The 15,825-nt window shown below is 32.6% G+C and carries 17 protein-coding genes; all 17 read left to right on the forward strand.

All coding sequences use genetic code 11. The features are described from left to right. Positions 1-16 precede the first annotated feature (16 nt). The 17 genes from HW276_RS04165 to dinB all read left to right on the forward strand — a co-directional run bounded on the left by HW276_RS04165 (position 17) and on the right by dinB (position 15,812). On the forward strand, positions 17-1,774 hold the full coding sequence (locus HW276_RS04165; protein ID WP_178937524.1) for an ABC transporter ATP-binding protein: 1,758 nt from the start codon (positions 17-19) through the stop codon (positions 1,772-1,774). Continuing rightward, complete coding sequence (locus HW276_RS04170; RefSeq protein ID WP_178937525.1) at positions 1,775-2,608, forward strand: energy-coupling factor transporter transmembrane protein EcfT; 834 nt, start codon at positions 1,775-1,777, stop codon at positions 2,606-2,608. It abuts the gene before it with no gap. Between the two features lie 175 nt (positions 2,609-2,783). Beyond that, positions 2,784-3,455, forward strand: coding sequence for a uracil-DNA glycosylase (locus HW276_RS04175; protein WP_178937526.1), 672 nt, complete (start codon positions 2,784-2,786; stop codon positions 3,453-3,455). Between the two features lie 32 nt (positions 3,456-3,487). After that, positions 3,488-4,060, forward strand: coding sequence for a GNAT family N-acetyltransferase (locus HW276_RS04180; RefSeq protein WP_178937527.1), 573 nt, complete (start codon positions 3,488-3,490; stop codon positions 4,058-4,060). A 50-nt stretch (positions 4,061-4,110) separates the two neighbouring features. Beyond that, entirely contained in the window at positions 4,111-5,244 is a 1,134-nt protein-coding gene (locus tag HW276_RS04185) for a PLP-dependent aspartate aminotransferase family protein (protein ID WP_178937528.1), read from the forward strand. A gap of 18 nt (positions 5,245-5,262) precedes the next feature. Beyond that, entirely contained in the window at positions 5,263-5,937 is a 675-nt protein-coding gene (locus HW276_RS04190) for a thermonuclease family protein (protein WP_178937529.1), read from the forward strand. Between the two features lie 84 nt (positions 5,938-6,021). Further along, positions 6,022-7,305 carry a GTPase ObgE gene (gene obgE, locus HW276_RS04195; protein ID WP_178937530.1) on the forward strand — a complete coding sequence of 428 codons (1,284 nt, stop codon included), beginning with the start codon at positions 6,022-6,024 and terminating at the stop codon, positions 7,303-7,305. Between the two features lie 96 nt (positions 7,306-7,401). Beyond that, on the forward strand, positions 7,402-8,307 hold the full coding sequence (miaA, locus tag HW276_RS04200) for a tRNA (adenosine(37)-N6)-dimethylallyltransferase MiaA (RefSeq protein ID WP_295689897.1): 906 nt from the start codon (positions 7,402-7,404) through the stop codon (positions 8,305-8,307). A 52-nt stretch (positions 8,308-8,359) separates the two neighbouring features. Then, positions 8,360-8,815, forward strand: coding sequence for a PTS sugar transporter subunit IIA (locus HW276_RS04205; RefSeq protein WP_147004554.1), 456 nt, complete (start codon positions 8,360-8,362; stop codon positions 8,813-8,815). 360 nt (positions 8,816-9,175) lie between these two features. After that, entirely contained in the window at positions 9,176-9,562 is a 387-nt protein-coding gene (locus HW276_RS04210; protein ID WP_147003318.1) for an adhesion protein FadA, read from the forward strand. Positions 9,563-9,584: 22 nt separating this feature from the next. Next, positions 9,585-9,968: a hypothetical protein gene (locus tag HW276_RS04215; RefSeq protein ID WP_147003319.1), complete on the forward strand. Its 384-nt coding sequence runs from the start codon at positions 9,585-9,587 to the stop codon at positions 9,966-9,968. 58 nt (positions 9,969-10,026) lie between these two features. After that, positions 10,027-10,521 carry a hypothetical protein gene (locus HW276_RS04220; protein ID WP_147003320.1) on the forward strand — a complete coding sequence of 165 codons (495 nt, stop codon included), beginning with the start codon at positions 10,027-10,029 and terminating at the stop codon, positions 10,519-10,521. Positions 10,522-10,600: 79 nt separating this feature from the next. Next, positions 10,601-10,807, forward strand: coding sequence for a hypothetical protein (locus HW276_RS04225; protein WP_147003321.1), 207 nt, complete (start codon positions 10,601-10,603; stop codon positions 10,805-10,807). After that, positions 10,771-11,304, forward strand: a complete 534-nt coding sequence (locus tag HW276_RS04230) for an OmpA family protein (protein WP_178937531.1) — start codon at positions 10,771-10,773, stop codon at positions 11,302-11,304. Before HW276_RS04225 ends, HW276_RS04230 begins: the two co-directional genes overlap by 37 nt. Before the next feature lie 167 nt (positions 11,305-11,471). Then, positions 11,472-14,147, forward strand: coding sequence for a cation-translocating P-type ATPase (locus tag HW276_RS04235; protein ID WP_178937532.1), 2,676 nt, complete (start codon positions 11,472-11,474; stop codon positions 14,145-14,147). A gap of 102 nt (positions 14,148-14,249) precedes the next feature. After that, a complete protein-coding gene (locus HW276_RS04240) occupies positions 14,250-14,531 on the forward strand; it encodes an HU family DNA-binding protein (protein ID WP_147003324.1) in 282 nt (93 codons plus the stop codon). Positions 14,532-14,717: 186 nt separating this feature from the next. Then, entirely contained in the window at positions 14,718-15,812 is a 1,095-nt protein-coding gene (dinB, locus tag HW276_RS04245) for a DNA polymerase IV (RefSeq protein WP_178937533.1), read from the forward strand. Positions 15,813-15,825: the final 13 nt, after the last annotated feature.

Raw genomic sequence — 15,825 nt, forward strand, 5'->3', positions numbered from 1 at the left:
AGGCGGGTATTTTTGAATGGAAAATAATGGAGGAGAATTATTGGAAGAAAAAAAAGAAGGAAGAAAAATTGCAATAAATTTTGAAGATTTTACATTTAAATATGAAAGTCAGTCGGAACCTACATTGCATAATATAAATTTGAAAATTTATGAAGGTGAGAAAGTTGTGATAATAGGGGCATCAGGCTCGGGAAAAAGCACTTTGGGACATTGTATAAATGGGCTTGCTCCATATTTTTATAAGGGAGAAATTGAAGGGAAACTGGAAATTTATGGTAAAAGGTGTAAAGAGATTTTTGAACATTCTAAATATGTGGGAACTGTTCTTCAAGATTCAGATGCACAGTTTGTAGGGCTTACAGTTGCTGAAGATATAGCTTTTGCATTGGAAAATGATGAGATTGAAACGACTGTAATGAAAGAAAAGGTAAAGGAAATAGCACAGTTTGTAAGGATTGAAACATTGCTTGACTTGAAGCCGCATGATTTATCGGGAGGGCAGAAGCAGAAAGTATCGCTTGCTGGAATTATGGTTGATAATGCTAAAATAGTGCTTTATGATGAGCCGCTTGCAAATCTTGATCCGCTTAGCGGAAAATACGCTATTGAATTGATAGGTGAACTTCATAAAGATAAAAAACTTACAACGGTAATTATAGAGCATAGGCTTGAAGATGTGCTGCATAGGGGAATTGACAGGATTATTGTCGTTGATAAGGGAAGAATTATTGCTGATGATACGCCTGATAATATTTTGAAGGGAAATTTGCTAGGCAAAATGAATATAAGAGAACCTTTGTATATTTCTTTGCTTAAATATAGCAACGATAATCTTGAAAAATATGATGATATTTCTAATCTTGAAAAAATTGATTTTTCTGCAGCAAAAGATAATATTTTAAATTGGATAAAATATAATTCTCCAAAAGAAAGTAAAAAATCTGAAAATATATTATTAAAGCTGGAAAATATTTCATTTTCATATAATGAAAAAAGAAAAATCTTAAAAAATATAAATTTAAGTGTGGAAAAAGGTGAAATGATAAGCATTGTTGGCTCAAATGGAGCTGGAAAGTCAACGTTGTCAAAGGTTATTGCGGGATTTGAAAGGCAAGATGAAGGTAAAATTTATTATAAAAATTTGGATATAAGTAGTGAAAGTATAGCAAAAAGAGCTGAAAAAATAGGATTTGTACTGCAAAATCCAAATGCGATGATTTCAAAAGTTACAGTTTTTGAAGAAGTTGCATTGGGGCTGAAAACTAGAGGTGTTTCTGAAGATGAAATAGAAAAAAGAGTTCTTGAAATTTTGGAAATATGTAAATTAAAGTCATTTAGGAAATGGCCAATAAAGGCACTTAGCTACGGGCAGAAGAAAAGAGTTACGATAGCATCTGTGCTTGTTTTAGAGCCTGAAATAATAATAGTTGATGAGCCGACTGCTGGGCAGGATCTTTTTCATTATAGGGAAATAATGGAATTTTTGAAGCGGCTGAATGAATACGGAATTACAATTTTATTTATAACCCATGATATGCATCTAATGATGGAATATACCGACAAGGCTTATGTTTTTAATGATGGACAAATTATAAAATCTGGAAATCCAGCACAGATTTTGGCAGATAAAAAAGTGCTGGAACAGGCAAATTTAAGGGAAACTTCACTTCATTACGTGGCAGAAAAAATAGAAATAAACCCTGAAGAACTCATAAGTACATTTGTTTATTATGAAAAAAATTGTGAAAAAGAACAGAAAAAGGCAGGTGATTAGATGGAAAATACATTTTTATTGGAGTATATTGAGAAAGATTCAGTAATTCATAGATTAAATGGAGCTGCAAAACTGATTTGCTTTATATTGTGGACTGTGGCTATTATGCTTACCTATGATACAAGATTTCTTGCAGCTTTGACACTTTTGGGATTTGTGCTTTTTAAAATTTCAAAAATAAAATTTAATGAAATAAAAATCGTATTTTATCTAATTTCTATTTTTCTTGTATTAAATTTAATTATGATTTTTTTATTTTCCCCACTTGAAGGAACAAAGATATATGGAACAAGACATGATATTCTTAAAATTTTTGGAAATTATGTGGTAACTTGGGAACAGTTATTTTATGAATTTAATATATTTGTAAAATATTTTTCAGTTATTCCTGTTGCCCTGCTTTTCATAATTACAACAAATCCAAGCGAGTTTGCTTCTTCGTTGAATAGAATAGGAGTGCCATATAAATTTTCCTATGCAGTTTCAATTGCACTAAGATATATCCCAACTGTTCAGGAGGATTTTGTTACGATTAGTAAAGCACAACAGGCAAAGGGAATTGATATTTCTAAAAATGTAAAATTGATGACAAGAATAAAAAATGTATCTTATACGTTAATGCCGTTAATATTTTCAAGCATTGAAAAAATAGATATTATAAGTAATGCTATGATTTTGAGAGGGTTTGGGAAAAGAAAAAAAAGGACCTGGTATCAGGCTAGGAAAATGAAAGTGGCTGATATCGTGGCGATTATTGTGACTGCAATATTTGTGGTTACTTCGATAGTGCTGGTGAAGGTAAATGGAGGGAGATTTTATAATCCGTTTGTATAAGTTCGTTTTTATATAAACTCAGAATTTAATAAAATAAATATAGAGATAAGAAACTTAGGTTATCGAACATATCTAGTAAATTTATTTTAGCAAAGGATTGAGATATTTATTGTTAAATAATTAGAAATATAATTTCTATTTTAAAAAAAATATTTTAGGGAAAGGAAGAGGAAAAATGGTTAATATTGGAAATGACTGGGATGAAATTTTTAAAAATGAAAAGGAATTTGAAAAGGATTATTATTTGAACTTGAGAAAATTTTTGATAAGTGAATATAAGACAAAGACAATTTATCCTGATAAATATGAAATTTTTTCTGCATTTAAGCTGACAAGCTACAAGGACTGCAAAGTTGTAATTTTAGGACAAGATCCGTATCATGGGGAAAATCAGGCACACGGACTGGCATTTTCAGTAAAGCAGGGAGTTGCATTGCCGCCTTCCTTAAAAAATATTTACAAGGAAATAGAAAATGAATTTGGTTATAAAATGAGCAGAAATGGATTTCTTGAAAGCTGGGCAAAGCAAGGAGTGCTGCTTTTAAATACGGCGCTTACTGTAGTTGCTGGAAATGCTAACTCACATTCAAAGATAGGCTGGGAAATTTTTACAGATAATGTGATAAAATATTTAAATAGACGTGAAGATCCGTTAATTTTCATACTTTGGGGAAATAATGCAAAAAGCAAGAAAGCCTTTATTGATACAGATAGACATTATATTCTGGAAAGTGTGCATCCTAGTCCGTTGTCGGCAAGCCGTGGTTTTTTTGGTTGCGGACATTTTAAAAAGGCTAATGAAATTTTGAAGGAATTAGGGAAAGATGAAATAAATTGGCAAATATAAATTATTTATAATTGAAGGAGGTAAAAAAATTGATGAATTTTAGAAAATCAACTTTTGATGATATTGACATAATTTTGGAAATTATTGAGAAGGCGAAAGCTGAATTGAAGAAAATGGGATTGGATCAATGGCAAAAGGGGTATCCAAATAGGGGAGTTATTGAAAGTGATGTAAAAAAAGGGATTAGTTATGTTTTGGAAGAAACTGCTGAAAATAATGAGAAGCCTGGAGAAAAAGTTTCTGGAAAAATTGTTGGAACGATTGTATTATCGCCTGAAAGAGAAGAGCCATATTCTAAGATTGAGGGAAAATGGATAACAGATGATGATGATTATATGGTAGTTCATAGGCTGGCAGTCGATTCTGATGTGAAAAATAAAGGTCTTGCTACAAAAATACTGGAATTTTCTGAAGGAGTTTGCATCGAGAATAAGATACTTAGTTTAAAGGCGGATACGCATGAAAATAATGAGCCGATGAAAAGGCTTCTTGCGAAAAATGGGTTTAGTTTTTGCGGCTTAATTTATTTGGATAGGGAGCCTGATTTAGGGGCAAAGCGTACTGCTTATGAGAAAATAATAAAAATTCCGCATAAATTATTGTAAAATTTTAAATAAAAAAATTGATAAAAATATAGAAAGTGAGCTGATAAATTATGAAATTTGAAACAAAAACAATACACGGAGTAAGAGAAGGGAAAAAGAAGGAATTATGGGGAACAAATGTTAATTTTGCTTCTACATTTCCTGTTGCAGAATTTGGAGTGACACAGGAATTTGAATATTCTAGAGTTTCAGCGCCTACGAGAAATGAACTGGAGGAAATTATTGCGGCTCTTGAAAATGGAAAATATGCCTATGCCTTTTCATCTGGAATGGCAACTACGACATCTGTATTTACAATGTTTTCGGCTGGAGATCATATCATTTTGGGACAAGATATTTATGGAGGGACTTATAGAGTTTTACACGATATTTACTCAAGATTTGGAATAGAATCTACATTTGTTGATACAACTGATTTGGAAAATATAAGAAAAGCGTTAAAACCTAATACTAAAGCAATTTTTATTGAAACACCGTCAAATCCGCTACTTGATGTAACTGATATAAGAGGAGTTGTAAAACTTGCAAAAGAGCATAATCTTATAACTATTGCAGATAATACGTTTATGACGCCATATTTGCAAAAGCCGCTTGATTTTGGAATTGATATTGTAGTTCACAGTGCAACTAAATTTTTATCAGGACATCATGATTTGCTAGGTGGAGTTGCAATTACAAATGATGAGGAACTTGCAGAAAAGATTAAATTTTCACAAGTTGCGGCTGGTGCTTTAATATCGCCATTTGACAGCTGGCTTTTGATGAGAAGTTTGAAAACATTAAAATTAAGAGTGGAAGCGGCACAGGAAAATGCAAAAAAACTTATAGAATTTTTCCAAAGTCACGATGCAGTTGATAAAATTTACTATCCGACTTTAGATACAAATAAAGGTAAAAAAATTCATGAAAGTCAGGCAACAGGTGGAGGTTCAGTATTCTCGTTCACTTTAAAAGATGACTCAAAAGTAAAAACATTTTTTGAAAGTTTAAATGTGGCATTATTTGCGGCAAGTCTTGGTGGAGCTGAAACATTGGTAACTCATCCAAGCACAATAACTCATGCAGAAATGCCTGAAGAAGAAAAGGAAGCTAGAGGATTTACACATTCATTGATTAGAGTTGCAGCTGGATTTGAAAATATTGACGACTTAATTGAAGATTTTAAACAGGCGCTTGAAAAATAGTAAAAAAGTAGGAGAAAAATGGCAAAAAAAATTGATGACGGAAAATCTCAGATAGTATTAATTGCTGCAATAATTATAATTGCGGCAGTTATGATTTTTGGGATGTTTAGTAAAGGCGGAAAGAGTTCTGAAAAAAGTGTTGGAAAAGCCAAAAATGTCAAAATTTCCCAAAATAATGGCAAAAAAAGTTCTAAAACTAAGAAATCTAAAGAAAAAAAAGAAGTTGAACCTGAAATTTTAGATGGCTATCAAGTGCTGAAGGTTAGCGATGGAGATACGATTAATATTCAAAAGGTTGAAAATGGAAAATTTGTTGGAGAGATGTTGAGAATTAGGATGTACGGGATGGATGCACCTGAAAAAACACAGGATTATGGGTCTGAAAGCAGACAGGCGCTTGAAAAATTGGTGACTGGGAAAAATTTGAGCGTGGAAGTGAAAAATAAGGATAGATACGGCAGAACAGTTGCGATTATTTATGCGAATGGTAAAAACGTTAATGAAGAAATGGTAAAAACGGGAAATGCCTGGTGGTATCAGGAATATGCTAAAAAAGACACGCAATTTGAAAAATATCAAGAAAATGCGAAGCAGAAAAAATTGGGGCTGTTTTCTAGAAAAGGATATACAGAGCCTTGGAATTATAGAAAAGAAAAAAAGGCGGCTGCATCAAGCAGAACTAAAAGTAAATAGCTTGCTTTAAGTTAACGATTTGTTATAAAATTTAATTTTATCAAGCAAACGGAAAAGAAGTATAAAAAAGAAAAGGATGATGAAATGTTTATAGATGAAAGTGTAATTACAGTAATTTCTGGAAAAGGAGGGGATGGAGCTGCTACGTTTAGGCGTGAGAAATTTGTTCAGTTTGGAGGGCCTGACGGTGGAGATGGCGGAAAAGGTGGAGATATTGTCTTTATTGCTGATCCCAATATTAATACGCTTGTTGACTTTAAGAGCAGTAAAAAGTTTAAGGCACAGGATGGGACAAAAGGCGCTGCGGCACGTTCTACTGGAAAATCTGGAGAAGATTTGATTATAAAGGTTCCAGTTGGAACAATGGTTAGGGATTTTGAAACGAATAAACTTTTGCTTGATTTGGATATTCCAAATGAAAAAGTTATATTTTTAAAGGGAGGAGATGGCGGACGTGGAAACATCCATTTTAAGTCATCTGTGAAAAAAGCTCCAAGAATAGCAGAAAGTGGACGTGAAGGTGCAGAATTAAAAATAAAATTAGAATTAAAGCTGCTTGCTGATGTGGCACTTGTTGGCTATCCAAGCGTTGGAAAATCCAGCTTTATTAACAAAGTGTCAGCCGCCAGATCAAAAGTTGCAAGTTACCATTTTACAACATTAAAGCCTAAATTGGGAGTTGTCAGAATGGGAGATGAGGAAAGTTTTGTGGTAGCAGATGTGCCCGGGCTTATTGAAGGGGCTCACGAAGGAGTGGGACTTGGAGATAGATTTTTAAAACATATTGAAAGATGTAAATTAATTGTTCATATTGTAGATATTTCAGGGCTTGATGGACGTGATCCTAAGGAAGACTTTTTGAAAATAAATCACGAATTAAAGAATTATAGTGAAAAATTATCTAAAAAACGGCAAATTGTAGTGGCAAATAAAATTGATATGCTCTATGAAGATGAAAAATACGATGAATTTGAAAAATTTGTGAAGGAAAATGGAGCAGAATTTGTTTATCCAGTTTCTGTAATTGCAAATGACGGATTAAAGCCAGTTTTATCAAAGGCTTGGGAATTAATTCAGGAAATACCTAGGGAAGAATTGGAAGAAGTTCATTCGGTTGAGGAATTGATTCGAGAAAATAATAAAAAGGAAGACTGGATTATAAAAAAAGTTTCAGACAATGTATTTGAAGTTGATGGAAGAATTGTGGATGATGTATTGAGAAAATATGTATTTATTGGAGAAGAGGGAATTATAAATTTCTTGCAAAAAATGAGAAGCCTTGGTATGGAAACAGAACTTGAAAATGCTGGTGTTGAGCAAGGGGATGTGATAATTATTGCAGGTTATGAATTTGAATATGTAATTTAGCTTAAATTTTTATATAATTTATAAATTTGATATTGAAAAAGTTAAAAAAATGTGGTCTACTTATAGCAGGAGGTAAATAAAATAGCAAAAGGAATTGTGATTGCAGGCGCTACTGGAGTTGGGAAAACTGATTTGTCAATAAGGCTTGCAAAAAAGATTGATGCAGAAATAATATCGGCGGATGCATCTCAAATTTATAAAGAACTGGATATTGGAACTGCAAAAATAACCGATGAAGAAATGCAAGGCGTGAAGCACTATATGATTGATGTTGCAAGTCCTGGCGAAGATTATTCTGTGGGAGATTTTGAAAGAGATGTAAATAATATTTTGAATGAAAATTCTTGCAAAAATGGGAAAAATATTATTATTGCAGGTGGAACAGGGCTTTATATAAGGTCAATTACAGATGGATTTGCAAAATTGCCTTCAAAGGATGAAAAAATTAGAAAAGAGCTGGAAAGTAAAAGTCTTGATGAATTACAGGAAACTTTGAAAAAATTAGATGAAAAATCCTATGAAGAAATTGACTTATCTAATAAGTTGCGGCTGGTTCGTGCCATTGAAGTATGTCTTTTAACTGGTGGGAAATTTAGCGAGTTAAGGACTCAAAATATAAAAAATAATGATTACGACTTTTTGAAGATATTTTTGACACGGAATCGAGATGAGCTTTACGATAGGATTAATAGGCGAGTTGAAATTATGATTGCAAAAGGACTTGTCGGAGAGGCAAAAAAAGTATATAATAAATATACAGAAGAGCTTCATAAAATATCTTCGATTGGGTACAAGGAACTGTTTATGCACTTTGATGGTAAAATTACATTGGATGAAGCAGTTGAGGAAATAAAAAAAGAAAGTAGAAGATATGCAAAAAGGCAGATGACCTGGTTCAGAAAGGAAAAAGACTATATTATTTGCAATTTATCAGAAATGTCTGAAAACGAAGCTTTGGATGAGATTTTGAAAAGGTGGGAAAAGTTTCAGAAAAAAAAATAAATTAAAGAAAAAAATTTTGAAAGGAGAATGTGGGATTATCCTGCATAAAAATATGAAAATACTAGAATATTTAGTGCCTGAAAGAGTAAATTTAGATTTGAAGGGAACAACGAAAGCGGAAACTATTAATGAAATGGCACAGCTGTTTGTAAAAAGCGGAATTATTGATTCAGAAGATCTTGAAGAATTTGTGAGAGAAATAAATGAAAGGGAAAAATTAACACCGACAGGAATGCAAGATGGAATCGCAATTCCTCATGCAAGAACGCCATTAGTAAAATCTCTTTCTCTTGCAATGGGAATTTCTCATGAAGGTGTCGATTTTGAAAGCATGGATGGAGAACCTTCAAAGTTAATTTTTATGATTGCCGCTCCAGAAGGAACTAAAAAGGAGCATTTAGATTTATTGGCAGAAATTTCAAAATTGTCATTTGAAGAAGAATTAGTGGAACAGCTTGAAGAAGTTAAGACAGTAGAAGGAATTTTTGAAAAATTAAAAAATATTTAAATTTAGTAGGGTAAAAAATATTTTTTATACTGATTTTAAAGGCTTCTTTAGAGAAAAATCATAATTTTTGTGTTTTATTTGAAAAATTAATTGTATTTTTTTATATAATTTGGTATAATAAAAACAAGTGATGATTAAGCAAGTGATTTGATAGTAGTTCCATATTTGGTTTGTGAATTGAAAATTATTGTCATAAATTATAGGATTTATATAATATTTTTTAAAATATGCAAACCTAAGGAACTACGGGGATAGGCTGGCAAGTTCGATTAACTGAACAAAGACAGTTGTTATCCAGTGATTCTGTGACTTTGATGTTACGGGAGTTTTAGGCAAATAAAAAATTAGGAGGAAAATCGAATGAAAAAGACAATATTCTTTTTAGTTGGAATAATGATGGTTTCATCAATAGGTTTCTCTGCTGAAAAAAAGAGCTTAGAAAGCAACTTAAGTACAATTGAAAGCCAATTCAATGAATTAATGAGAAAAGAAGATGCGCAAAAACAAAGCTATATTCAACAAAAGGCTCAATTGGAAGCTGAAGTGGAAGACTTGAAAGCAAAACAAACAAGCAGAGAAAAATTGGTAGAAAAATTAAGAGTAGATTCAGAAGTAAGATGGCATAGAGATAAATATAAAAAAATATTGAACAACTCTGAAACTGTCTACAAAAACATAAATAAGAGCATAGCAGAAAAAGAGAAAAAAATTGCTGAATTGGATGCATTATTATCAGTAATGAATTAATGAAAGGAATGGTAATTAAGAGATGAAAGCAAAAAAATTATTATTGTGCGGAATAGTAGCTGCATTATCGGTTCCAATGATGGCAGATTCTGCTCAAAGTGTCTTAAAACAAGCTAGAGAAGATTACTATAAAAGTTTAAAAGCGCCAAAAGAGCGTGAAATGACAACAGAAAAATTAGTAACGATAGATGAAGATGGCGTAGTAGAAGAAAAAGAAAGAGTTAAACCAAAATCATCAATTGAAAAACTTGAATACAATGCGGCTAAAGCAGCGGCTAGAGTAGATTTTTACGAAAGAGTAGTAAGAAGTGTACAAAGAGAAGAAAAAGAGTTAGGAGAATTTGATAGCGTTCTTGGAAGAGATGGTGTTAAAAACGCTCCTAAAAAAACAAGAAGAGTTAAATAAGCCAATTCAGTTATTTCAATAAAAATAATATTTAAATGATATTTAGAAAGGAAAATCAATGAAAAAAATATTAGGATTAGCAGCGGTAATGGTTTTGGCAATGAGTCAATTATCATTCTCAGCTAAAAGTGATACTGATGCCGCAGTGCAAAGATTAGTTAAAGTGGCTAAACAAAGACAAGCTCAACAAGCTAAAGATGCAGCCAAAGGTGTAGTAACAGAAGAAGTTATAGTAGTTCCAGTTGAAGAAACTGTAACAACAACATCAGATACAGTTCAAGAAGCACGTGATAGAGCTGAAGCGGCTAGAGCGCAAGCACAAGAAAGAGCGGCAAAAGCAAGAGAAGCAGCTCAACACAGAAAAACAAAAACACCTGAAATAAGAGCTCAAAGAAGAAATATGTCTGAAAGTAAAATGATGGACGTGGAAATTCAAAGAATTAGAAAAAGAGTAGATCAAATTAACAGTAACATTGAAAAATTCCATAAAACAAATGAAATGTTAGATCAAATGGAACAAAGATTGGATGCTATCCAAGATAGAATAAACTAGAGAGTTATACTATAATTACAGTAACTGATTAAAAAATTTCAAAAATAAATTTGGATGAAGTAGAAAGGAAATTAGAAATATGAAAAAGTTAGCATTAATATTAGTAGGATTAGGAGCTTTGTCTTGTACAAATGCAAAATTAGTAGATTATAACACAACTAGATTAAATCATATTGAAGATTATTTAGATGAAAATAAACCAAATCCAGGTAGCCAAAAATACAGATCATTAGAAAGAGAGGCTGAAAAATGGGTAGACGAACAACAACCACAACAACAACAATAATTGCACTAGGGTTGTTAGTTGCTTCACCACTAATGGCAAGAAGGCTGACAACTACTCAAATGAGAGAAAATACAATAAGAATTAACGCTCTTGAGATAGAAGAGCCAGCTCCAGAACCAATTCCAGAACCAGCTCCAGAACCTAAGAAAGATGATGTTTGGGTATTCGATTCTGGAAGATTGAACTTCGATTTCGATAAATCAGTAGTTAAACCTCAATACTTTGAATTATTGAGAAACGTTAAAGACTATGCTGAACAAAATGACTTCAGATTGACAATTATAGGACATACAGATTCTAAAGGTACTGATGCTTATAATATGGCTTTAGGTATGAGAAGGGCAATAGCAGTTAGAGATAAATTGTTAGAATTCGGATTAGATCCTTCAAGAATTTTAGGTGTAGAATCAAGAGGGGAATCTGAACCAATTGCTACAAATGATACTGAAGAAGGAAGATTTGAAAACAGAAGAATTGAGTTCAAAGCTACAAAATAGCAATAATCACAAATTAAATAAAAATATTTTTGTAAATTGTCTAGTTATTTCATCAATTGAAAAAATTAGACAATTTTTTTTAAAAAAATTTAAAATTATAATGAAATAAATTGAATTTTAGTGTATAATATCTACAAAGATTTTAAGAAAGAAGAGGTAAGGTGAATATGTGGTTTACTAAATCATCAAAGGATGTTTTAAAAGAGCTGAATGTTTCGGAAAAGACGGGACTTTCAACTGAAGAAGTAAAAAAGCGGCTGGAAAAATATGGACCTAATAAATTGAAAGGAAAGCCGAAAAAAAGTTTGCTGCAGTTATTTTTGGCACAGCTTCAGGATATGCTTATTTATGTGCTAATTGGCGCAGCTGTCGTTAATATTATTGCGCACGGAAAAGATGGAATAGCAGATGCCTTGATAATTTTAGCGGTTGTTCTTATAAATGCAGTAGTTGGGGTTGTGCAGGAATCTAAGGCGGAAAAGGCGTTAGAAGCGTTGCAGCAGATGACAACACCTAAGAGCTTGGTTAGAAGAAATGGCGAAGTTATTGAAGTTAATTCGGAAGAACTGGTGCCAGGAGATATTTTAGTAATTGATGCGGGAAGATATATTCCAGCGGATGTCAGACTTATTGAAAGTGCTAATTTGCAGATTGAAGAGTCGGCACTTACTGGAGAATCTGTTCCAAGTGAAAAGGATGCCAATTTTATTACAACTGATGCAAAAATACCAATTGGAGATAAGGAAAATATGGCATTTATGTCAACTATGGCAACTTACGGAAGAGGAGAAGGAGTTGTAGTTGAAACTGGAATGAATACTGAAATTGGAAAAATTGCACAGATTTTGGATGAAGATAACAATACACTTACTCCGCTTCAAGTGAAACTGGAAGAACTTGGAAAAATTTTGGGATATGGAGCTTTAGCAATTTGTGGAATTATTTTTGTCATAGGGTTGATTCAAGGAAGAGAAGCGGTTGATATGTTTATGACTGCGATAAGTTTGGCTGTGGCGGCAATTCCTGAAGGACTTGTTGCGATTGTTGCGATTGTACTTTCACTTGGGGTAAAGACTATGTCAAGGAAAAATGCGATTGTAAGAAAATTACCAGCAGTTGAAACATTGGGAGCGGTAAATATTGTTTGTTCTGATAAAACTGGAACGCTTACTCAAAATAAGATGACTGTTGTAAAAACTTATACTTTGGATAATTTAAGGGATATTTCCAGTCAAGATGGACAAAAGGCAAATGTTGATGAAACTGAGTTAATTCGTTCGTTTGTGCTTTGCTCGGATGCATCTGTTGAAAATGGACAAGATATTGGAGATCCGACAGAAGTGGCTCTGATTGTCTTGGGAAATAAATTTAATTTAGAAAAAAATGCATTGAATACTAAATATAAAAGAGTTTCTGAAAATCCATTTGATTCAGACAGAAAACTTATGTCGACACTTAATGAAGAAGGTGGAAAATATAGAGTTCATACAAAAGGTGCGATTGACAACATTCTTACAAGAGCAAATAAAATTCTTGTAAATGGAGAAATTTTACCATTGACTGAAGAAGAAAAAAATAAAATATTGAAAGTTGCTGAAGAAATGTCAGATGATGCATTAAGAGTGCTTGGAGTGGCATTTAAAGATGTTGACAGCCAAATTTCACCTGAAGAGATGGAAAAAGATCTGGTTGTAGTTGGAATTGTTGGAATGATTGATCCGCCTAGAACTGAAGTGAAAGATTCGATTGTGGAAGCTAAAAATGCTGGAATTACTCCGATTATGATAACTGGAGATCATAAGAATACGGCAGTTGCGATTGCAAAAGAGCTTGGAATTGCGACAGATATTAGTCAAAGTTTGACTGGAGCTGAAATTGATGAGATTCCAGATGATAAATTTGCTAAGGAAGTGAATAAATATAGAGTGTTTGCAAGAGTTTCGCCAGAGCATAAAGTTAAGATTGTAAAAGCGTTTAAAGAGCAGGGAAATATTGTGTCAATGACTGGAGATGGAGTAAACGATGCGCCGTCGCTTAAATTTGCTGATATAGGAGTTGCTATGGGAATTACTGGTACAGATGTTTCTAAAGGTGCTAGTGACATGATTTTGACTGATGACAATTTTACTACGATAATTCATGCGATTGAAGAAGGAAGAAATATTTTTAACAACATCAAAAAGACAATTATATTCTTGCTTTCTTGTAATTTGGGAGAAGTTTTGTGTGTGTTTATTGCAACATTATTCGGATGGTCAATACCGTTAGTCGCAACTCAGCTTTTATGGGTAAACCTAATAACTGATACATTACCAGCAATTTCGCTTGGAATGGATCCTGGAGATAAGGAAGTTATGACTAGAAAACCTAGAAATCCGAAGGAGAGTTTCTTTTCTGAAGGTGCGGGAATGAGATCAATTGTTGGTGGAGTGCTGATTGGAGTGCTTACACTTGTGGCATTTTACCTAGGAATTATTCATAGCGGGACTGTGCCTATTTCAGCCGTAAAAGACAGTAATCCTGCAACACGTGAAATTTTAACTTATGGAAGAACAATGGCGTTTATCGTTCTTACATTCTCGCAATTGTTTTATTCATTGTCAATGAGAAATAGTAAAAAGACTATTTTTGAAATTGGATTTTTTGGAAATAAATTCTTAATTGGTTCGATTATTATTGGAATAGTTTTGCAAATTGGCTTGACTTCAATTTCAAGTATTGCACAAATGTTTAAAGTGACTGCGATAGATCCGAGTCATTGGGGAATGGTGATTGGATTGTCACTTGTTCCGTTTGTTGTGAATGAAATTATAAAAGTGATTTCAAGAAGAAGAAATGATTAAAAAAAGATAAAAAGATATTTTTTTTATTTTAAGAAATCCTTGACAAATACTGAAAATGTGGTAACATATAATAAACAATGAAAAAAGTTTGGAGGAGATAAAATGTCAAAAAAAGAATTTGTAGATGCTTATGCAAAAGCAACAGGAGAAACTAAAAAAAGAGCTGAAGAATTGGTAAATGCTTTTTTAGAAACAACAGAAGAATCTTTAGTAAAAGGTGAAAGTATCCAATTTGTAGGTTGGGGAACTTTTGAAGTAAAAGAAAGAGCAGCTAGAGAAGGAAGAAACCCATCAACTGGTGCTCCAATTAAAATTGAAGCTAAAAAAGTAGTTAAATTTAAAGTTGGAAAAAAATTAGCTGACAAAGTTGCAGAAGCTAAATAATAGAACTTTTACAAAGGCTATCCTGAAGATTTTTCATTTTCAGGGTAGTTTTTTATTATTTATATTTTTTGAATGAAATTTGCTTCTGACACCATTTATCGTTTAAACATCGAAATGGTTACGAATTTCTTTGCAAGGAATCTAGCAAATAATATAAATAAATTTGTAAAAAGAGGAATTTTAATTATGGAAAAAGGAAAAATTTACTTGCATTATGATATGGATGCCTTTTTTGCTTCAATAGAACAGCGGGATAACAGTGAGCTTTGTGGAAAGCCCATTGCGATAGGATATGGAGTTGTTACGACTGCCAGCTATGAAGCCAGGAAATATGGTGTAAAATCGGCTATGCCTACGGTTCAGGCTAAACGTCTATGTCCGAATCTTATTGTTGTAAATCTTAGAAAGGGTGTTTATTTTGAGGAAGGGAGAAGAATACAGGAGTTAATAAAAAAAGTTCTGAAGAAATGTGAATTTACTTCTGTTGATGAGGGATACATTGATATTACAGAGTTCATAAGAAATAAAAATGTAAAGCTTAGTAAAAGGGAAGAAATTTTAAAAATTGAGAAATTTATAAAAAGATTTAAAAAGTATATTTTTGATAATTCCCGTTTAACTTGTTCAGTTGGGATTGGCTTTAGCAAGATTAGCGCGAAAATTGCAAGTGATATTGATAAGCCGAATGGATATTTTATTTTTAAAGATCGTGATCATTTTTTGGATTATATTTATGACAAGGAACTGGGTATAATTCCAGGAATTGGGAAAAAGACTAGGGAAGTGCTGAAATTGTTTAATATAGCAAAGGTTTTTCAGCTGTATGAAATTGGGAAAAATGAACTTGTTAGAAGATTTGGGGAAAGTAAGGGGGAATATTTGTATAATTCAATTCGGGGATTGCATATTTCTGAGATAAATACAGATAGAAAGAGGCAGTCTTATGGGCATGAGATTACTTTTCATCAGGCAGAAAATGATATTTTGGCATTGCATTCTGAATTGAAAAGGCAATCTAAAAGATTGAGTGACAGGCTTATTGAGAAAAATGAGTTTGCAAAGACAGTTACGGTAAAAATAAGATATTCTAATTTTGTGACTCATACCCGATCTAAAACTTTAAAAAGTGCAACAAATAATGGGGATACAATTTATGAAGCTGCTCTTGAAAATCTGGAATTTTTTGAGAAAAAGGATGAGGTGCGGCTTATCGGAGTTCAGTTAAGTACAATTTTAAAAAGCGATGTGGTTCAGCTTTCTCTTTTTGATGATTTGAGATAAAAAAAGGAGGTAG

Source organism: Leptotrichia sp. oral taxon 417 (assembly GCF_013394865.1).
Taxonomy (GTDB): Bacteria; Fusobacteriota; Fusobacteriia; order Fusobacteriales; family Leptotrichiaceae; genus Leptotrichia; species Leptotrichia wadei_A.